General features: G+C 73.4%; 15 protein-coding genes. 2 read left to right on the plus strand and 13 right to left on the minus strand.

Translation table 11 applies throughout. The features are described from left to right. Window positions 1-6 precede the first annotated feature (6 nt). The 6 genes from ACWD4U_RS29080 to ACWD4U_RS29105 form a co-directional block, all read right to left on the minus strand. The gene (locus ACWD4U_RS29080; protein WP_363460119.1) at window positions 7-1611 is read right to left on the minus strand and encodes a solute symporter family protein; all 1605 of its coding nucleotides are present in this window, start codon (window positions 1609-1611) and stop codon (window positions 7-9) included. Then, the gene (locus ACWD4U_RS29085) at window positions 1608-1970 is read right to left on the minus strand and encodes a DUF485 domain-containing protein (RefSeq protein ID WP_363460121.1); all 363 of its coding nucleotides are present in this window, start codon (window positions 1968-1970) and stop codon (window positions 1608-1610) included. The genes ACWD4U_RS29080 and ACWD4U_RS29085 overlap by 4 nt, the downstream gene beginning before the upstream one ends. A 167-nt stretch (window positions 1971-2137) precedes the next feature. Beyond that, window positions 2138-2836 (minus strand): response regulator transcription factor, encoded by a 699-nt coding sequence (locus ACWD4U_RS29090; RefSeq protein ID WP_363460123.1) that lies wholly within the window; start codon window positions 2834-2836, stop codon window positions 2138-2140. Beyond that, entirely contained in the window at window positions 2833-3993 is a 1161-nt protein-coding gene (locus tag ACWD4U_RS29095; protein WP_363460125.1) for a sensor histidine kinase, read from the minus strand. Before ACWD4U_RS29095 ends, ACWD4U_RS29090 begins: the two co-directional genes overlap by 4 nt. Before the next feature lie 76 nt (window positions 3994-4069). Continuing rightward, window positions 4070-4549: a DUF1453 domain-containing protein gene (locus tag ACWD4U_RS29100; protein WP_363460127.1), complete on the minus strand. Its 480-nt coding sequence runs from the start codon at window positions 4547-4549 to the stop codon at window positions 4070-4072. Window positions 4550-4688: 139 nt separating this feature from the next. Further along, window positions 4689-6809, minus strand: a complete 2121-nt coding sequence (locus tag ACWD4U_RS29105) for a DNA gyrase/topoisomerase IV subunit B (protein ID WP_449787346.1) — start codon at window positions 6807-6809, stop codon at window positions 4689-4691. A gap of 461 nt (window positions 6810-7270) precedes the next feature. On the opposite strand from ACWD4U_RS29105, the gene ACWD4U_RS29110 reads away from it, so the two are divergent. Next, entirely contained in the window at window positions 7271-7501 is a 231-nt protein-coding gene (locus ACWD4U_RS29110) for a DUF7455 domain-containing protein (protein ID WP_363460131.1), read from the plus strand. Window positions 7502-7590: 89 nt separating this feature from the next. Here ACWD4U_RS29110 and ACWD4U_RS29115 read toward each other — a convergent pair whose 3' ends face one another. The 7 genes from ACWD4U_RS29115 to ACWD4U_RS29145 form a co-directional block, all read right to left on the minus strand. Continuing rightward, entirely contained in the window at window positions 7591-8442 is an 852-nt protein-coding gene (locus ACWD4U_RS29115) for a S1 family peptidase (RefSeq protein WP_363460132.1), read from the minus strand. Between the two features lie 183 nt (window positions 8443-8625). Then, window positions 8626-10254, minus strand: coding sequence for an RNA polymerase sigma factor (locus ACWD4U_RS29120; protein WP_363460134.1), 1629 nt, complete (start codon window positions 10252-10254; stop codon window positions 8626-8628). A gap of 347 nt (window positions 10255-10601) precedes the next feature. Then, window positions 10602-11528, minus strand: a complete 927-nt coding sequence (locus ACWD4U_RS29125; RefSeq protein WP_363460136.1) for a FadR/GntR family transcriptional regulator — start codon at window positions 11526-11528, stop codon at window positions 10602-10604. A 323-nt stretch (window positions 11529-11851) separates the two neighbouring features. Then, window positions 11852-12667 (minus strand): hypothetical protein, encoded by an 816-nt coding sequence (locus ACWD4U_RS29130; protein ID WP_363460138.1) that lies wholly within the window; start codon window positions 12665-12667, stop codon window positions 11852-11854. Next, window positions 12664-14109, minus strand: coding sequence for an ABC transporter ATP-binding protein (locus ACWD4U_RS29135; RefSeq protein WP_363460140.1), 1446 nt, complete (start codon window positions 14107-14109; stop codon window positions 12664-12666). The genes ACWD4U_RS29130 and ACWD4U_RS29135 overlap by 4 nt, the downstream gene beginning before the upstream one ends. Window positions 14110-14378: 269 nt before the next feature. Continuing rightward, a complete protein-coding gene (locus tag ACWD4U_RS29140; RefSeq protein ID WP_363460142.1) occupies window positions 14379-15137 on the minus strand; it encodes an NUDIX hydrolase in 759 nt (252 codons plus the stop codon). 367 nt (window positions 15138-15504) lie between these two features. After that, window positions 15505-17688 carry an amylo-alpha-1,6-glucosidase gene (locus ACWD4U_RS29145; RefSeq protein ID WP_363460144.1) on the minus strand — a complete coding sequence of 728 codons (2184 nt, stop codon included), beginning with the start codon at window positions 17686-17688 and terminating at the stop codon, window positions 15505-15507. Between the two features lie 1224 nt (window positions 17689-18912). Between ACWD4U_RS29145 and ACWD4U_RS29150 the strand changes: the two genes are divergently transcribed. Further along, window positions 18913-20226, plus strand: a complete 1314-nt coding sequence (locus ACWD4U_RS29150) for an alpha/beta fold hydrolase (RefSeq protein WP_363460146.1) — start codon at window positions 18913-18915, stop codon at window positions 20224-20226. Window positions 20227-20229 lie beyond the last annotated feature (3 nt).

Here is a 20229-nt window from a genome sequence, read left to right on the forward strand (position 1 = left end):
GCGCCGTCAGGCCGCGCCCGCGCCGGTCAGCGAGCGGACCTCCAGCTCCGCGTAGCCGTCCTCGTCCGCGTCCTCCCGGTCCAGGACGGTGCCCAGCCAGCCGGCCAGGAAGCCCAGAGGGATGGAGACCAGGCCGGGGTTCTCCAGCGGGAACCAGTGGAAGTCCAGGCCGGGGAAGACCGCGTTCCGGCCACCGGAGACCACCGGCGAGAACAGCACCAGCACCACCGCCGGGACCAGCCCGCCGTAGACCGCCCAGACCGCGCCGCGGGTGGTGAAACGGCGCCAGAACAGGCTGTACAGCAGGGTCGGCAGGTTGGCCGAGGCGGCCACCGCGAAGGCCAGGCCGACCAGGAAGGCCACGTTCAGCTTCTGCGCGAACAGGCTGAGCACCACCGCGAGCGCGCCGATCACCACCGCGGAGACCCGGGCCGCGATCACCTCCTCGCGCTCGGAGACCTGCCGCTCGGAGGGCTTGCGCCAGGCCCGCGCGTACAGGTCGTGGGCGAAGGCGGCCGAGGAGGCCAGCGTCAGCCCGGCCACCACGGCGAGGATGGTGGCGAAGGCGATCGCCGAGATCACCGCGAAGAGCAGCACGCCCGCGGTCGAGTCCGCACCGCCGCCGAGGTCCAGCGCGAGCAGCGGAACCGCCGTGTTGCCGGCCGGGTTGGCCGCCTTGACCGCCTTCGCGCCGACCAGCGCGCCGGCCCCCAGGCCCAGCACGATCGCCATCAGGTAGAAGCAGCCGATCAGGCCGATCGCCCACATCGTGGAGCGCCGGGCGGCCCGCGCGGTGGGCACCGTGTAGAACCGGCTGAGGATGTGCGGCAGGCCCGCGGTGCCCAGCACCAGCGCCAGGCCCAGGCTGACGAAGTCCAGCCGGCTGGTGGTGCTCGCCCCGTACTTCAGACCGGGCTCCAGGTACTTCCGGCCGACCCCGCTGTGCTGCGCGGCGGCGTTCATCAGCGCGCCCACGTCGCCGTGGAAGCGGGCCAGCACCAGCACCGTCAGCAGCACCGAACCCGCCACCAGCAGGAAGGCCTTGACGATCTGGATCCAGGTGGTGGCGCGCATCCCGCCGACCGTCACGTAGACGATCATCAGGCCGCCGACCGCGACGATGGTCCAGCCCTTGGCGGCCCCGCTGTCGGTGCCCAGCAGCAGGGCGACCAGACTGCCCGCGCCGACCATCTGCGCGATCAGGTACATCAGCGTGACCACCATGGACGCCAGTCCCACCGCCGCGCGCACCGGGCGCTGCCGCATCCGCAGCGCCAGCACGTCCGCCAGGGTGTACCGGCCGGCGTTGCGGACCAGTTCGGAGACCAGCATCAGCACCACCAGCCAGGCGACCAGGAAGCCGATGCTGTAGAGCACGCCGTCGTAGCCGTACAGCGCGATCAGTCCGGTGACGCCGAGGAAGGACGCGGCCGACAGGTAGTCGCCGGAGAGGGCGAATCCGTTCTGCAGCGGCGAGAAGTCGCGGCCGCCGGCGTAGAAGTCCTCGGCGGCGTGGCCGCGGCGGCCGACCCAGATCGTGATGGTCAGGGTGACCGCCACGACGACGGCGAAGAGCGCCACCGCGAGGCCGTGGTGAGGGTGCGCGTTCACCGCAGCTGGTCCTGGGTGTCCCAGCGCAGTTCCAGCGCGGCCCGGTCGCGCTTCGTCCGGGCGTTGCGGGCGTAGAGCCAGGTGAGCAGGAACGTGGAGACGAACTGCCCCAGACCCAGCAGCCAGGCCACGTTCATCGGTCCGGCGACCTGTCGGCGCATCAGCTCCGGCGCGAACGCCTGGGCCACCACGAACAGCAGGTACCAGCTCAGGAACCCGGCGCTGGCCGGGAACACGAACGAGCGGTAGCCCTGCCGGATGTCCTGGAACGCGTCACTGCGCTGGACGCTCCGGTACACCTCGCGCCCGGGCCGCTCCACCGGCACCGCCGGCTCCGCGGTGCGGCGTTGAGCGGCCACCCGCGGTCGGGTGGCCGCAACGGCCCACCAGTCGAATCTCTCCTGCTGTGCCACTGACCAGACTCCATCATTTCGGTCACTCCGACCGAACCATGATGGAGCGTCACAAACCGCACCACGAAATCCACACACATACGTTCACTCGAACCAGCTATGGATCCGTCAATTCACGAACCGTCGGAAATCCCGTGCCGGAACGCGTAGGCCACGGCCTGCGCGCGATCACGCACCGCGGTTTTGGCGAACAGGTTGTTGATGTGCGTTTTCACCGTCGCGGGACTGACGAAGAGCCGTTCGGCGATCTCCGCGTTGGACAGCCCGGCCGCGATCAACGCCAGTACCTCCGCCTCCCGCTGGGTCAGACCGTCCGGCAGCGCCGGACGTCCGACCGGCTTCGGCGGCGCCGCCTCGCCGGACGCGGCCGCGGCGGCCGGGGAGCCCGAAAGCCGTTCCAGCAGCCGCCGTTGGACCTGCGGGGACAGCCCGGCCGCACCGGAGCGGACGTCCGCCACCGCGCGGGCGATCTCGTCCGCGCCGGCGTCCTTGGTGAGGAATCCCCGCGCCCCGGCCTGCAGCGCGGAGAACAGCGAGTCGTCGTCGGCGTAGGTGGTGAGCACCACCACCTCGGTGCCGGGGTGCTCCGCGCGGATCCGGCGGGTCGCCTCCACCCCGTCGCAGCGCGGCATCCGCAGGTCCATCAGCACCACGTCCGGGGCCCGTTCGGCGACCAGCGCGACCGCCTCCTCGCCGTCCGCGGCCGAGCCGACCACCTCGATCCCCGGCAGCAGGCCGAGCAGCATCACGATGCCCTCCCGCACCACGGTCTGGTCGTCGGCGACCACCACCCGGATCCGATCCGCCGTCATGCCGGCACCCGCAGCAGCACGCGCCACCCTCCCTCCTCGGGGCCCGCCAGCAGTTCGCCGCCGAGCAGTTCCGCGCGTTCGCGCATCCCGAGCAGACCGTACCCGCTGCCGCTGTCCGCGAGCGCGGGATCCCCGCCGCGCGGGGCACCGGAGTTGCGCACCTCCAGCTCCACCGCGCCTTCCCGGTAGGCGAGTCGGAGCGCGACCCGGCCGCCGGGGGCGTGCTTGCGGACGTTGGTCAGCGCCTCCTGCGCGGTGCGCCGCACCGCCAGCCCGGCCTCGGCCGGCAGCGGCCGGGGCACCCCGAGGACGGCCAGCTCGGCACCCGACTCCGCGGCCAGCTGGGCCACGAACTCGGCCACCGGGGCGAGTTCGCCGCGCAGCGCGGACAGCGCCTGCCGGGTCTCGGCCAGCCCGTCCTGCGCCATCCGCCGCGCCGCCACCACCCGTTCGCGGACCTCCGCCCGGTCCGCGCCGGCGTCCAGCATCAGCCGGGCCGCCTCCAGGTGCACCAGCTGCGCGGAGAGGCTGTGCGCCAGCACGTCGTGGATCTCCCGGGCGATCCGGGCCCGTTCGGCCAGCGCCGCGGACTCCGCCTGCGCGGCCTGCGCGGCCCGCTCCTGCGCCAGCAGCGCGCGCTGCACCGAGCGGGCCTGGCCGTCCAGCCGCAGCAGGTAGCCGAGCAGCCCGAGCCCGCCGGCCACCGCCAGCACCACCAGCATCGAGTCGCCCGAACCGAGGCCGTAACAGGCCAGCGCCCCGCCGGCGACGGCCAGCCCGGCGGCCAGCGGCAGCCGGATCACCGCCAGCACCGCCAGGCCGCACCAGATGATCCCGGCCAGGGTGTGCGCCCCGCCCTCGGAGGCCAGCCCGGCGACCACCAGCAGCCCGGCCGAGCAGCCGAGCACCGTCCACAGCCGGCGGTGGCGGCAGGCCAGGTGCCAGCCGACGGCCAGCCCGACCGCGGCGAGGATCCAGCCGAGCGGCGGCAGCACCCGCCAGCCGGTGAACCGGTGCTCGGAGAAGGTCCCGAGGACCACCGCGACCAGCGCCGCGGTCCGCCCGCCGACCGCCAGCAGCATCCGGGCCCGGGAGAACCGCTCCCGGATCGGGACGTCCGCCGCGGGCCATCGGGTCCAACGCTCCAAGCTGCTCACTCGGCTGATCCTCTCTCAACTGCGGTCGCCGCCGGCCCCGTGACGGGACCGGCGGCGCGGTGGATCCGACGCTCCGTCAGGCGGCCAGCGTGTGCTTGCCGTCCAGCCGCCCGGCGCGCCAGGACACCACCACGGACCGGACCAGCAGCAGCCCGGCCAGCGAGAGCATCAGCACGCTGGTGGACTGGTGGACGTGGAGCGCGGTGCCCAGGCCGTACCAGCCGATCCGGATCACGATCGCACCCACCCAGGCGAACACCGTGGCAGTGCTGCCCTGCGTCCACAGCGCACCGTCCCGGTCGCGCCAGATCCGCATGGTCCAGCCCCAGGCGCAGCCCATCGCCAGGGTGGTCGCCAGCGAGCCGCCCACGATCAGGGCAGCGGCGGTGCGGTGGTCGGGGTCGATCAGCACCGGGTCGCGCAGCGCGACGGCGGCCAGGATCAGCGGCAGCAGCCAGAACCGGCGCTCGGTGTCCAGCCGGCGGGCCCGCAGCTGCCGGCCCACCACCAGGACGATCACGGCGACGGCGATCAGCACGTTGGACAGGGCGGTCATCTGAGCCTCCAGGACGGGGTTTCCTCGACGCCTCCAAAACTACGGAGCGCACGCCTCCCGATCCTCGGAGCGAGGGTTGATCCGCACGACGAAGGGCTCTCCACCCGTGGGTGGAGAGCCCTTCGTCGTGCGGCCTTCGTCAGGCGTCGATCCGGGACCGGTCCAGGGTGGCCGCCGAGTCGACGATGAACTCCCGGCGCGGTGCCACGTCGTTGCCCATCAGCAGGTCGAAGGTCTTCTCCGCGGACTCCAGGTCGCCCAGGTTGATCCGGCGCAGGATCCGGAACCGCGGGTCCATGGTGGTCTCCGCCAGCTGGTCGGCGTCCATCTCACCGAGGCCCTTGTAGCGCTGGATCGGGTCCTTCCAGCGCAGCCCCTTGCCCTGGAACTCCAGCAGCGTGCGCCGCAGTTCGGAGTCCGAGTAGGTGTAGTGGTACTTCTCCTGCCCGCGCTTGGGGTTGGTCAGCTCGATCCGGTGCAGCGGCGGCACCGCGGCGAACACCCGGCCCTGCTCGACCATCGGCCGCATGTAGCGGTGGAACAGCGTCAGCAGCAGGGTCCGGATGTGCGAGCCGTCGACGTCGGCGTCGGCCATGAAGATGACCTTGCCGTAGCGCGCCTGGTCGATGTCGAAGGTCCGGCCGGAGCCCGCTCCTATCACCTGGATGATCGACGCGCACTCGGCGTTCTTGAGCATGTCGCTCACCGAGGCCTTCTGCACGTTCAGGATCTTGCCGCGGATCGGCAGCAGCGCCTGGAACTCGGAGTTGCGGGCCAGCTTGGCGGTGCCGAGCGCCGAGTCGCCCTCGACGATGAAGAGTTCGCTGCGGTCGACGTCGTCGCTGCGGCAGTCGGCCAGCTTGGCCGGCAGCGAACTGGTCTCCAGCGCGGTCTTCCGGCGCTGCGCCTCCTTGTGCTGCCGGGCGGCGACCCGGGTCCGGGCGGCCGCGACCACCTTCTCCAGCACCGCGCGGGCCTGCAGCTTCTCGTCCTTCTTGGCGGAGGTCAGGAAGTTCTTCAACTCCCGCGCCAGCACGGCCGCGACGATCCGGTTGGCGGCCGAGGTGCCGAGCACCTCCTTGGTCTGCCCCTCGAACTGCGGCTCGGCGAGCCGGACGGTGACCACCGCGGTCAGGCCCTCCAGCGCGTCGTCCTTGGTGACGTCGTCCTCGGCGACCCGCAGCAGCTTGGCCGACCGCAGCGTCTCGTTGACGGTCTTGGCGAGCTGCCGCTCGAAACCGGTGACGTGGGTGCCGCCCTTGGGCGTGGCGATGATGTTGACGAAGGAGCGCAGCGTGGTGTCGTAACCGGCGCCCCAGCGCATCGCGATGTCCACCCCGAGTTCGCGGGTGACCTCGGTGGGGGTCATGTGCCCGAGCTCGTCGAGCACCGGCACGGTCTCCTTGAAGGTGCCCTCGCCGCGCAGCCGCAGCACGTCGCAGACCGGCTTGTCCGGGGCGAGGAACTCGCAGAACTCGCTGATGCCGCCGTCGAAGCGGAAGGTGTCCTCCTGGACCTGCTCACTCTCGGTGAGGCGCTCGTCACGGACCACGATGGTCAGGCCGGGCACCAGGAAGGCGGTCTGCCGGGCCCGGCTGTGCAGCGACTCCAGCGAGAGCCGGGCGTCCTTCAGGAAGATCTGCCGGTCCGCCCAGTACCGGATCCGGGTGCCGGTCTTCCCGCGCGCGGCCTTGCCCTTCTTGGTCAGCCCGCTGCCGGCCTCGAACGGCGCGTCCGGGCTGAGTTCGGTGAAGATGCCGGGGGTACCGCGCCGGAAGCTGATCGCGTGCGTGGTCCCGCCGCGGTCCACCTCGACGTCCAGCCGCGCGGACAGCGCGTTCACCACCGAGGCGCCGACGCCGTGCAGACCGCCGGAGGCCGCGTACGAGCCGCCGCCGAACTTGCCGCCCGCGTGCAGCTTGGTCATCACCACCTCGACGCCGGACAGCCCGGTCTTCGGCTCCACGTCCACCGGGATGCCGCGCCCGTTGTCCCGGACCTCCACCGAACCGTCCGGGTACAGCTGCACCTCGATCCGGTCGCAGTGCCCGCCGAGCGCCTCGTCCACCGCGTTGTCGATGATCTCCCAGAGGCAGTGCATCAGGCCGCGACTGTCCGTCGAACCGATGTACATGCCCGGGCGCTTCCGGACCGCCTCCAGCCCCTCCAGGACGAGCAGATGCCGCGCGGTGTAGTCGGAACCGCCCTCGCCGGTCACCAGAGAGGACGGCACGGTCTTTTCTCCACTCACGCTCTGCACTCCTCCATGACGTTGACGGACACCCCCGCATGCTCTCAGCAACTGAGACCGAGGCTGCCGAGGTCCGCGCGCTTTGTACGCGCTGCGCGAACACGACCGGCGCCGCGGACGCGAGCCACAGCCTGCCATCTCCTGCCGACACCACGGGTCCTGGCGGATCGCGGCCGCCGGGCAGGGCGGCGGAGCTGCTGTGATGCGGGCAAACGGGGTTCGGGACGGGGCTTATGCTCCAACCCAGCGGAGGATTATGCTACGCGGACCTCGCACCCCGGCCCGATCGGGCGTTCGAGGTGAGGGACGGCTCATGGGAATCGGTACGCATGAACCACCGTTGCCCGGGGCACGTCCTCATCAACACACACAGAAGAATCCTCAAAGAGAAAAGCCACGAGCGGGAACGAATTCGACCTGGTTGGATGTTGATCCTGGTACACAGCTCGTCGAGCTAGAGAAGAGGCGACGTGACTACTGTTCTGACCCCTGCGAGCCCGCTGACCGCGGCTGACCGCTGCGACCGTTGCGGCGCCCAGGCCTACCTGCGCGTCGTCCTTTCCAGCGGCGGAGAACTGCTCTTCTGCGCCCACCACGGGCGCAAGTTCGAGCCCGAGCTCAAGAAGATCGCCGTGGAGATACACGACGAGAGCAACCGCCTCTCCGGTACGTCGGCCGTCGCCGAGGACGGCGAGCGCTGACCAACCCGCTCGTCCGCCGAGCTGCCTGACGGCCGGGCGACCCTCCCCTCGGGGCGGGTCGCCCGGCCGTGGCATTTCTCACCGCGGGCTCACAACACCGAGTGCACCGCCTCCGCCACCGCGGAGATCCGGGTGTACACCCCGGGATGGCCGGCCTCCGCGCAGCCCGCACCCCACGACACCAGCCCGGCCAACCGGCCGGCCACCACCAGCGGACCGCCGCTGTCGCCCTGGCACGCGTCCCGGCCGCCCTGTTCCTCGCCCGCGCAGACCATGGTCCGCGCGTCGTAGGCGCTGTCCGAACCGCCCGGGTACGCGTGCCCGCACGCGCCGTCCGCGATGATCGGCACCGTCACCTGGCGCAGGCTGTTCGCGTAACTGCCGTTGCCCCGGGTGTCGCCCCAGCCGAACACCGTCGCCGGGGTGCCCGCCGCGTACGGCTCGCTCTCCCCCGGGCCGACCAGCTCCAGCGTCGGCCGCCCGTCCAACGGCTCGGCCAAGGTGAGCACCGCCACGTCCCGGGTGTTGGCGGTGAAGCTGTACCCCGGGTCGATCCACACCCCGCGCACCACGACCTCCCGGCCCGCGGTGCCGCGCAGGTCGTCCCGCCCGACGATCGCCCGCAGCCCGGGACGCTCGGTGGGGCGGGCCGTCGACTCGTCGTAGAAGCAGTGCGCCGCGGTGACCACCTTGGTCGGGGTGACCAGCGCCCCGCCGCAGAACTGCCCGGACCGCGCCGAGCCGAACTGCTGCCGGCTGGAGAGCGCCACCATCCACGGGTGATCACCGGTGCTCGCGTTTGAACCGCCGACGATCCGGCGCTGCGCGGCGGCCGGCGCCGCGGCGCCCAGGGCGAGCAGCGGGCACGGCAGGGCGGCCAGGGCGACGAGCGCGACCGCGCGGCGGCGCAGCCGGGGCGCGAACGTGTCCAGGATGGGCACCGGATCTCCAGGGGTTCGACGTGCTGGTCAGGTGTGCCGGCGGTGCGACAACCGGCCCAGCGTAGTCAGCCGCTCACCCCGCGTGCCTGATCTCCGGCACCCCGCCACCCCAACGAGCGACTCCCGCACACGCGAACGGGCCCCTCCGCCGTCGGCGAAGGGGCCCGTCCGGGTGACGAGAGGTCAGTCCAGGTAGTCGCGCAGCACCTGGGACCGCGACGGGTGGCGCAGCTTCGACATGGTCTTGGACTCGATCTGGCGGATGCGCTCACGCGTCACGCCGTAGACCTTGCCGATCTCGTCCAGGGTCTTCGGCTGACCGTCCGTCAGGCCGAAGCGCATCGAGACCACGCCGGCCTCGCGCTCGGAGAGGGTGTCCAGCACCGAGTGCAGCTGCTCCTGGAGCAGCGTGAAGGAGACCGCGTCGGCCGGGACGACCGCCTCGGAGTCCTCGATCAGGTCACCGAACTCGCTGTCGCCGTCCTCGCCGAGCGGGGTGTGCAGCGAGATCGGCTCGCGGCCGTACTTCTGGACCTCGATGACCTTCTCGGGGGTCATGTCGAGTTCCTTGGCCAGCTCCTCCGGGGTGGGCTCGCGGCCCAGGTCCTGGAGCATCTGGCGCTGCACGCGTGCGAGCTTGTTGATGACCTCGACCATGTGCACCGGGATGCGGATGGTGCGGGCCTGGTCGGCCATGGCGCGGGTGATCGCCTGCCGGATCCACCAGGTCGCGTAGGTCGAGAACTTGTAGCCCTTGGTGTAGTCGAACTTCTCGACCGCACGGATCAGACCCAGGTTGCCCTCCTGGATCAGGTCCAGGAAGAGCATGCCGCGGCCGGTGTAGCGCTTGGCCAGCGAGACCACCAGGCGGAGGTTGGCCTCCAGCAGGTGGTTCTTGGCGCGGCGGCCGTCCTCGGCGATGATCTCCAGCTCGCGCTTGAGCTTGGGGGCGAGCTTGTCGGCCTGGCTCAGCTTGTCCTCGGCGAACAGGCCGGCCTCGATCCGCTTCGCGAGCTCGACCTCCTGCTCGGCGTTGAGCAGCGGGACCTTGCCGATCTGCTTCAGGTAGTCCTTGACCGGGTCGGCGGTGGCGCCGGCGACCGCGACCTGCTGAGCCGGGGCGTCGTCCTCGTCGTCGTCGGAGAGCACGAAGCCCTGGTCCGAGTCCTCCTCGGGCTCGCCCTCCTTGACGTCACCGGGGAGCGCCACGTCCTCGAGGAGCTCCTCCTCGGAGACCTCCTCCTCGCCGGCCTTGCCGCCCGGCTTGGCGGCGGTCGCGGCGGTCTTCTTCGCGGCGACGGCCTTCTTGGCGGGAGCGGCGGCCTTCTTGGCCACCGCCTTCTTGGCGGGGGCGGCCTTCTTGGCGACCGCCGCCTTCGCCTCGGTGATCTCGATGGTCTCCACGACCGTCACCTCGGCGGTGGTCACCGCGGCCGCGACCACCGGGGCCGGGGTCGCCGCGGGGGCGATCCGCACCGGGGGCTTGGTCTGGGCGACCGGCGTACGCGTGGTGACCGCCTTGGTCGCGGTGCGCTTGGTGGTGCTCTTGGCCGCGACGCTCTTGCGCTTGGCGCCGGCCGGTTCGGCCGCGCTGACCATCAGCTCCACCCCCTCCTCAATCAGCACCTGGTTGAGGCTGCGCATGACGTTCTTCCACTTGGTGACCGGGATCTGGTCCGCCTCGAACGCGTGGCGCACGTCGTCACCGGCGATCTGCCCCTGGGCCTTGCCCCGCTCGATGAGCGCCAGCAGTGCCGCGGACTCGGCAATCTCGGGGGGAAGCGAACGGGATGTGCTGGCCGACACGAACAACCTCTCGGACGATGAGTGGACACGAACCCGGACCCGACCACCCGAGGAACCGGGTGAATGGACGGGGACTGGGTCTGCAGGACGGCAGCAGCGCCGCAGACCAACACAGCATTGTGGCATGTGGTGGTATTCCGGAGCTGCTTCCGCTCCGTACACATCGCTGCCGCCCCTCAAGTGTTACGCATGCCCGTCGTGGCGCCCGTCACACCGCCCGGAGAGGCCGGGGCAGCTGCCCCGAGCGGCCTATCCCCTCCCGGTGTCGGTGCGCCGATGGCCCCCCGGCTGCGGGTGACGGCAGCTGAAGGGCCATATCCATCGGACCGGCGTTCGTGCGGGGCGCGGGCGGGTCAGTGCTCGCGGGGGGCCGGGACCGCGTGCTCGATGTCCGGGTGGACGGTGAGCAGCGCGCGGACCGCCGCCTCGGCGGCGGTGCCGTCCCCGGTGCCGAGGGCGTCCACCAGCCGGGCGTGCAGGCTGACCGCCGACTCCGACGGGCGCTCGCAGGTGGCGCCGGAGCCGCCGGAGACCTGCAGCGCGCCGGTGACGATCCCCGACAGGTGCTCCAGCATCCGGTTCCCGGCCATCTGCAGCACGAGGCCGTGCAGCTCGGCGTCCGCCCGCGCGTAGCTGACCAGGTCACCCTGGCTGCCCGCGTGGCCCATGATCTCGGTCAGCTCGACCAGGCGGTGCTGGACGTCCTCCCGGCCGTGGCCCGCGGCCAGCCGGGCGGCCAGCGGCTCGATCGCCCAGCGCAGTTCGAAGAGTTCACGGCGCTGCTCGTCGCGCTGCGGGCCGAAGGCGCGCCACTCGATGATGTCGGGGTCCAGCAGGTTCCAGTCGCTCACCGGGCGGACCCGGGTGCCGACGTTCGGCCGGGCCGAGACCAGGCCCTTCGCCTCCAGCACCCGCAGCGACTCGCGCACCACGGTGCGGGAGACCTCGAAGCGCTGGCCGATCTCCTCCGGCACCAGCGGGCGGTCGGCGCCCAGGTCACCGGAGACGATCATCTGGCCGAGCTGCTGAACCAGCTGGCCGTGCAGGCCGCGGCCGCGGCTGCTGGTGGTCTTCCGACCGACCCGGGAGAGCTCGCTCTCCGCCCCCTCCCAGCGGGGGGCCGGCGGTGCCGGGCGATCGGCGTACGGGAAACGGTCCAGCTCGGAGGCGGAGATCGACTCGGCCTGGCGAGCGGCGGTCACGGTGGGGTGCGCAAGGGTACTCACGCCTCCTTTGTCGGCGATCGGCGGAGCCGCCTTGAGGATTCTCCTGAAAAGCACACGAAAGGGTGATCGGCCGTGTCTGGATAATTGACTTCTTATCAGCCAGAAATGCGCATAACGGTCACAGCGGACGCAGCCCTCTGCTCATCACCGCTCATCGCTACCGGTTTTTCCGCCCCATCCGTCTCATCCAGCTCATTGGTCACAACTGTCACATCGTCACCAGGGGACTTTGACCGGGGTGAGGTCGCCGGTGTGCCAGGGGCTTTGCCGAGGCAGGGAGCGGGCGGTGGAGCGGCTGAGGAGGGAGCGAGCGGCGGGACGGCCGGGGTGGGGCTCTCGGGGGGACCGGGGTCAGAGTGAGCGGCGGCGGAGTTGGGTCAGAGTGAGCGGCGGCGGAGTTGGGCGAGGACGGCGGCCAGCACCAGCAGCACGGCCGGGACGAGCACCGCGGCGATCACCACCCCGTCCAGCGCGGCGGCCGCCCGGCCCGCGGTGCCGCGGACCCAGTTCAGACCGTACTGAAAGGGCATCAACTCACGGCCCCAGAGCGGCCAGTCGCGTCCCGCCCGGTGCAGCACCAGCCCGGCGGTGGGCTCCAGGGCGGCGGGCAGCGCGCAGGTCAGCAGGAAGCCCGCCGTCGCGCTGCGGACCAGTGAGGTCGCCAGCAGGCCGACCCAACCGCTCACCACCACCAGCCCCAGGAACCCCAGCAGCGGACGGCCGATCCCACCGCGCTCCAGCGCCGCGGACAGCCCCGCCGGGTCGAGCAACGGGGCCGCCGACACCCCCGCGGGCAGCGCGAGCCGCACCACCAGCGCGTCCACCACCAGCGTGACCACCGCAAGCAAAGCGGACATCACGCCCACCACCGCCGCCTTCGCCGCGAGCGCGCGCAACCGCCGACCGAACGTCACCCGCGAGGCGGCCAGGCCCGGCCAGCGCAGCTCATGGCCGTAGCAGAGCGCGCCGAGGGCGGCCGAGGCGAGCGCCGCGACCGGCAGCGGCAGTACCGGCACCACCGCCGCCACGCTGCGCAGAGCCTGACTGATCGTCAATTCCTCTGCCGGTGCCTGCCGGGCCAGCACGGCCGCCACCGCCGCGTCCACCAGCAGCGCCGCGACGAGCAGCACCCAGGTCGAGCGCACTCCGCGCAGCCGCCGCACCTCACACGCCATCACGCGCACGGTCTTCACTCGCTCTCGTTCGGGTGGCCGGCACCGAGGGCGCGCAGCCGGGAGGCACCGTGGTCGCCCGCCCCGCGTTCGGCGGCGGCAGGCGCCGGGGGCGCGGGGACATTCGCGGGCTGCGGCACCGACGCCTGCGGGGCGGGTACGCCCGGCGTTGCCGCCAGCAGTTCGGCGTCGGTGGGGGTGGTGGCGAGGTGCTCGGCGTCGAGCGCGGTGGGCGCGGCGGGCGCGGGTGTGGGGACGGCCGGGGCGTTGGCAGTTGGGGCGGTGGCGGTTGGGGCCAGCGCGGCGGCGGCCCAGCGGCCGGCCTGCAGGCCACGGTGATCGAGCGGGCGGTGGGGCGGCTCGGACGTCTTCGGCCGGTGCTCGTCGTTGTGGCTACGGTCGTTGCGGTCGGGCTCGCCGTAGTGGTCGGGGTCGGGGGTGGTCGGGCGGGCGACGCCGGCGGGGCGGGGCTGGGCGGTGACCGGGCGCAGGTCCGGGGCCGTTGATCGGGCGGCGTCGTCCGGCTCCTGACGGGTCGTACGGATCCGCACCTGGCCGGAGCGGCCGGAGCCGGCGGGGAGCGTGGCCGGGTAGGAGACCGGGCGCTCCACCACCTTGTCGGCCAGTTCGTGCAGCAGGATGCCGTTGCGGTAGGCGAGTTCGCCGATCTCGGTCCGGCCGATGCCGCTGACCGCGAGACCTGCGCCGCCGTCCCGCCTGACCTGGGCGCCCTGGCCGGTCAGCAGGTCCGCGAGCCGGGACATCTGCGGGCCGCGGACCGCGACTTCGGGGTGCAACCGCGTGCGGCGGAACTCCACCACGGGCTGGTCCGCCGCCAACCGGCCCTGATCGAGGGTGACCACCCGGTCGGCGAGCGTGGCGGCCTCCTGCGGGAACCGGGTGGTCAGCAGGACGGTGCCGCCGGCCACCGCGAAGGACCGCAGGAAGGCGTGGAACCACTCCTCGTTCCGTGGTGACAGGCCCTCGGTCGGGGCGTCCAGCAGTAGCGCGGAAGGCGTGCCGAGCAGGGCGGCGGCCAGTGCCAGGCGGCGGTGCATGCCCGGTGAGAAGGTGCCGATCCGGTGGTCGGCGACTGCCGCCAGCCGGGTCTGCTCCAGCAGTTCGTCAGCCCGCTTCGCCGGGACTCCGGCGGTACCGGCCAGCATCCGCAGGTGCGCACGGGCGCGCAGCCCCGGGTGCCCGGCCTCCGGACGCCCCGACGGCAGCAGCAGTCCGACCTCCCGCTCCGGCCGACGGATCCGCCGGTAGGTGCGGCCGTCGAACAGCGTGATCCCGTGACCGCGCTCCAGTTCCACCATCAGCCTCAGCGCGGTGCTCTTGCCCGCGCCCTCGTCGCCGAGCAACGCCGTGACCATGCCCGGCCGAGCGTCGAACGTCAGGTCGAGTACCGCAGGAGGGCGCGCCCGTCGGTAGACCTTGGTCAGTCCGGTGATCTGGATCATCGTCGCCCGCTCCCTCGACCGCTCGCAGACCGGAGGATGTCCGCCGTTCCTGAGCCAGCACAGTAGGGTGCGGAGCCGACGAAACCGGGCATTCCGGATGGGTCGTGGGCGGTGTTAGCGCCGACCTCACCCGAACAGGGGACACCACCACCGGGTCCCTGGCGCGAATCTCACGGACCGTCACCAGCCGTCCGCCGCAGCGCAGTCGGGGGCGGTGGCGCAGCCCCGGGGCCCCAGGCCTTCGGTCAGGCCTCCGGTCGAGGTGCCGGTCAGGCCTCCGGGCGGAGCATCGGGGGGTTGAGGACTGTCGCGCCGCCGGCCGTGAAGAGCTGGGCCGGGCGGCCGCCCTGGCGGGTGGTGGTGCCGCCGGAGGGGAGGAGGAAGCCGGGGGTACCGGTGACCTTGCGGTGGAAGTTGCGGGGGTCCAGCACCACGCCCCAGACCGCCTCGTACACCCGGCGCAGCTCGCCGACGGTGAACTCGGGCGGGCAGAAGGCGGTCGCCAGCGAGGAGTACTCGATCTTCGACCTGGCGCGTTCCACGCCCTCCGCCAGGATCTGGCCGTGGTCGAACGCGAGCGGCATGCCGTCGACCGGGGCCTGGTTGAGCAGTTCGCCCACCGGGGCCCAGCGGGCACTGCTGGCGTCGCCGCCCGCACGCGGGGTCGGCAGGTCGGGGGCGAGCACCAGGTAGGCCACGCTCACCACGCGCATCCGGGGATCACGCTGGGGGTGGCCGTACGTGGCCAGCTGTTCCAGGTGCGCACCCGCCGGGGTCTGGCCGGCCACCGGCTGGCCGGGAGCCGACTGCGCGCGCAGCCCGGTCTCCTCCGCCAGCTCACGGGACGCCGCCTCCGCCAGGCCCTCGTCCGGGCGCACGAACCCGCCCGGCAACGCCCAGTACCCCTTGAACGGGGCCTCGCCGCGCTTCACCAGCAACGCGCACAGCGCGTGCTCGCGCACCGTCAGCACGACCAGGTCAACCGTGACTGCGAACGGGGGGAAGGCTGACGGGTCATAACGCGACATGGCGCTGATCTTAGTCGTCTCTCTGACGATAATCACAGACCACGGCCTTGCGGGCCCACCGGACGCGATTCCCGCACGCGGGATGCGGGGCGCGAGGGAGCGAGAGGGGGCGAGAGGGGGCGGGCGCGAGGGGCAGGCGCGCGGCGACGCGCGGACGCGAGGGGCGGCGGACGGACACGGGGGTCGGCGGGCCCCGGGGCGGGCGGACACTGGAACGGGCGGATGCCGGAACGGACGGATGGCTGGGGTCGGCGGACACTGGGACGGGTGTGGGCCGCCGCGCAGTCGGACCCTGGCGTGGGGCGGCGACGGCCGGAGGGTGGCGGGTGGTCGGGCCGCAGGGTGGCGCGGCGCCCGGCCCGGGCGGCTAGCGTGCGGCGAGTTGCAGTGCCGGTGCCGCCTCCTCCACGACCGCGACGCCGATCCGGCTGACCCGGACCGAGAAGGGTTCGCCTGCGACTCGGAGGCCGGTGAGTTGGAGTTCGCCGAGTGGGGCGGTGCTCGCCGGGCGGGTCACCACCCGACCTGACGGGACGTCAGGCCGGACGCCTGCCAGCGAGAGGACCAGGTGCACCGCGGCGGCTGCGGAGACCGCGGCCGGGCGGCACGCGGCCGGGTGGGGCACCGGCGGGCAGTCGGCGACCTTCTGCTCGCCGGCGTACATCTCGGGCAGGCGGCCGTCGAAGTGCGCGGACGCCTCCAGGAGGCCCTCCAGCAGTATCTCGGCCTCGCGCTCGAAACCGGCGTCGACCAGGCCGCTCACCGCGAGGGCCGTCTCCTGCACCCGCACCGAACCGCTGCGATGCCCGAGCGGGTTGAACCGCGGCGACTTGGCGCTGAGCGTGCGCAGGCCCCAGCCGCAGTCGAGCTCCGGGGTGACCAGGCGCTGGGCGAGCAGCCGGGCCTGTTCGCGGTCGAGCAGGCCCTCGTGCATCTTGCCCTCGGCGGCCAGGCCGACGTCGAAGAGGTGCACCAGGGTGGAGGCGAGCGCCGGCACCGGCCGGTCCTGCGCCAGCAGGGCCGCGGCCGGGCGGCCACCGGACAGGTCGTCGATCCAGAACTCCTCGCGGAACCGGTCCCGGAGGTCCGCCGCCCAGCTGCGCCACTCCGCCGCACCGGGCCGGTCGAACGCCTCGAGCAGGTCCGCACCCTGCAGTGCCGCGCGGTGCGCCTGGGCCTGTACCTCGCACCTGGCCACGCCCGGACGCCCGGCCCGTTCCTCGGCGGGGCGACCGAAGTCGGTGACGAAGCCCACCGGTCCGTCCGGTCCCTCCACCACGCCGGCCTTCAGCGCGCCGAGCGCGCGCTCAGCGGCGGGCAGCAGCTCGGCCACCTCGGCACGCGGCAGGCCCCAACGCCACGCCTCGGCCAGCACGGTGACGAACAGCAAGGTCGCCTCGGTGGCGGTGCAGGTCGCCGGGAGCTCCGGACCGCCATGCCGCAGCGGTCCGGGGATCACCCCGTCCATCGTCTGACCGCTCGGCGCGGCGGCGGGTGCGGGAGCCGGTACCGAAGCCGGCGTGGCGGCGGGACCGTCGCCGTTCGGGTTCGCGGCAGCCGGAACTGACACCCCGTTGGCCGGATCGCCCGGTTGAGGCGCTGAGGGACCGGCCCCGTCGCCGGAGAGCGGCGGCACCTCGCCGACGGGCGGCGTCGGGCGGGAGACCGCCGGACGGGTGGAGGGGGCGGGGGCGAGGTGTTGGCGGCGGGCCGCCGCGCGGAGGGTGCCGGCGGCGAGGCGGGTGCCCAGCGGCAGGGCCATCCGGGCTGCCCAGAGTGCGTCGGCGGCGGTGAGACCGAACCGCCAGGGCGCGCCCGAGGCGGTGTAGAGGTCGGTGGGCCGGTCGGCGTCGGCGAGCAGCAGGCCGCCGAGCGAGTCCAGCGCACGGTTGACCAGCCGCGCGGCGCGGCGGTCGTCGGCGCGGACCTCGGGCTCGGACCAGGGCAGCGGAACGCCCGGGCCCCGCCCCGTCGGCGGGCGGCCGGTCGAGGGCGGGGTCTCCAGTTCGGCACGCAGCTCTACGGACCAGCGGGCGCCCGGCTGGATCTCCAGGTCCCAGCGGAGCACACCGGCTCCGGCAAGCACCGCGTGCGGCGAGGGGCGGGCGCTCACGCTGGCCGCCCGGCCGTGGCCGGCCCAACGGAGTCCGGCCGACTGCACCTGACCCGGCAGGTCGGCGGAGCGGCGGCCCGCCGCGATGTCGGTGAGCAGGCCGAGGTCGGTGCCGACCGCGATCTCCAGCGGCAGCCGGGCCGGGCGGGCGCCGGTGTTGCGGACCGTCACCGTCTCCGCGCCGTCGGCGTGCCGGAGCCGTTCCACGGTCAGCGCCGGATCGGGGTCGAGGTCGCCGGGCACCCGCACCGCGCCGACGAAGCGGGCGGCGGCCGCAGAGGTCAGGGTGCCCTGCAGCGACAGTGGCTCCATACCGCCCAGTCTCAGCTCCATCCGGGCCACGGTGCGCACGCCGTGCCGGAAGAAGCCGTGCAGCCCCTGCCCGCGCAGCTGACCGTCCGGACCGGAGACCGCCATGCCCGGCGCGTTCACGCACATCACGTCGTGCGCGGCGGAGGGCTGCGGACGGGGCGGCGTCGGCTGCGCCGCCGGTCGGGCCGGGCCGGCACCGAGCGAGGCGCCTCCGGCCGGACCAACGCCTGCGCCGCCAAACGGAGCTGACGCGTGGTCGGGGCGGGGCGCGCCCGGGCCGCCGCGCGCGGCTCCGGGTCCGGGGCGGGTGGCCCCGGGCGGCACGGTGGTGCCGTACGGCGGCGTGGTGCCGGTGGGAGCACCGGGCGGGTACGCCGCGCCACTGCCGGGTGTCCCGTACGGCGGGGTGGCGCCCGGCGGGTAGCCCGGACCGCCGGAGGGCGTGCCGTACGGCGGGGTGCCGTACGGTGACGGTCCGCCAGGGCCACCAGAGCCGCCAGGGCCGTGGGGTCCACCGGTCGGCGTGCCGTAGGGCGGGGTGCCGGGGGTGCCGTAGGGCGCGCCTCCGTGGCCGGGGGTGGGGGGAACCGTGGGGGCGGTGCCCGGCGTCCGGTAGGTGGGAGCGGGTTCTGACGGTGCGCCGGGTGGGGCGGCCGAGTACGGGTTCGGAGGCGTGGCAGGGCGGGGCGGCACAGCGGAGGCCTGCGCGCCGGTGAACGCGTCGGCGTCGCCGGCGGGCGAGTTGGTGGGCGGCAGCGGATGGGACGCTGCGTGGGGTGGCCTTGGGTCGGTCACCGGGCTCTCCTCCCCTCGGTCGGCCGGCGACTGGGGGCTCGGCCGACCGTGAGCGTGCTCGATAGCGGTCAGTGCTGCTCTGCCGCCAGGACACGCGGCTCCGACGCGGATGGGCCCGGACCGCCGGTGTTCCGCCCGGACCGGGGTGGTGTCCCGGCCTGGACGCCAGTGCCGCCCGAGGTCCGGCCGCGCCGGGTCGAACGACGCGTGGCCGGTTCCCGACACGGTCGGCCGGGCCGTGTTCAGCCCGGCGGTGTCGGTACAGGTAGCGGCGCTCCGCAGGTTGAACGCACCACACCTGCCCCAGGTCACGCCTGTCCGGCGGGCCTCCGGTCGGATGCGGCCGCGCGCCGACGGTCGATCGGCGGTCTGCGGCCGACACTCGCGGTGCCCGCTGTGTCGTGGTGCCGATCGGGGTACTCCACACGTGGCGGACGCCCCCCGGCGGCTCCTGTCCGCCGTCAGGATACGGTGCGGGGACGGCGACGACCGCACCGGTGACCCCGGCGGTCGGTGTCGCGTCCCACCTGTGACCAGCTCGCACCAAGGAGTTGCATGTCCACCCGCAACCGCCTGCCCGGAATCGTCACCACCGACCACCAGTTCCGGGTCCCGCTGGATCACGGCGCGCCGGACGGCGAGCACATCAAGGTCTACGCCCGCGAGGTGGTGGCCGCCGGTCGCGAGCACGACGAGCTGCCGTGGCTGGTCTACCTGCAGGGCGGCCCGGGCGGCAAGGCCAACCGGCCGCTGGGACGCGATGGTTGGCTGACCCGGGCGCTCGACGACTACCGGGTGCTGCTGCTGGACCAGCGCGGCACCGGCCGCTCCACCCCGGCCACCCGGCAGACCCTGGCCCGCCGCGGCGACGCCCGGCAGCAGGCCGCGTACCTGGCGCACTTCCGGGCCGACTCGATCGTCCGGGACGCCGAGCTGATCCGCCGTCAGCTGCTCGGTGCCGAGGGCACCTGGAGCCTGCTCGGTCAGAGCTTCGGCGGCTTCTGCACCCTGACCTACCTCTCGCTGGCCCCGGAGGGACTGCGAGAGGCGTTCGTCACCGGTGGCCTGGCCGGGCTGCGCCGCTCGGCGGACGAGGTCTACCGCGCCGCCTACCCGCGGGTCGCCCGCAAGAACGCCGGGCACTACGCCCGCTTCCCCGAGGACGTGGCGACGGTACGGCGAATCGCCGCGCACCTCGCCGAACGGCCCGCGACGCTGCCGGACGGCGGGACGCTGACCGTCCGCGCCTTCCAGGCGCTCGGCCTGATGCTGGGCAGCGGCAGCGGCTCCTACGCGCTGCACTACCTGCTGGAGGAGGCGTGGGTGGATGGCCCGGACGGCCCCGAGCTCTCGGACACCTTCCTGGCCGGCGCGCAGGCGCAGCTCTCCTTCGCGCAGGGCCCGCTCTACGCCGTGCTGCACGAGTCGATCTACGGTCAGCGCTCGGTGGACGCCGGTGCCACCGACTGGTCGGCGGAGCGGGTGCGCAAGGAGTTCCCGGAGTTCGACGCCGAGGCGGCGCTCACCGCGGACCGCCCGGTGCTTTTCACCGGCGAGATGATCTACCCCTGGATGTTCGAGAGCGACCCGGCGCTGCGCCCGCTGCGCGAGACCGCGCAGCTGCTCGCCGAGCGCACCGACTGGCCCGACCTGTACGACCTGGAGCGCCTTGCGGCGAACCGGGTGCCCGTGTACGCGGCGGTGTACCACGACGACATGTACGTGGACACGGCGCACTCGTTGGAGACCGCGGACGCGGTGGCCCGGGTGCGGACGTGGGTCACCAACGAGTGGGAGCACGACGGGGTCCGGGTGAGCAACGGCCAGGTGCTCGACCGGCTGATCCGGATGGCGCGCGGCGAGGTCTAGCCG

This window comes from Kitasatospora sp. NPDC002522, from assembly GCF_053595195.1.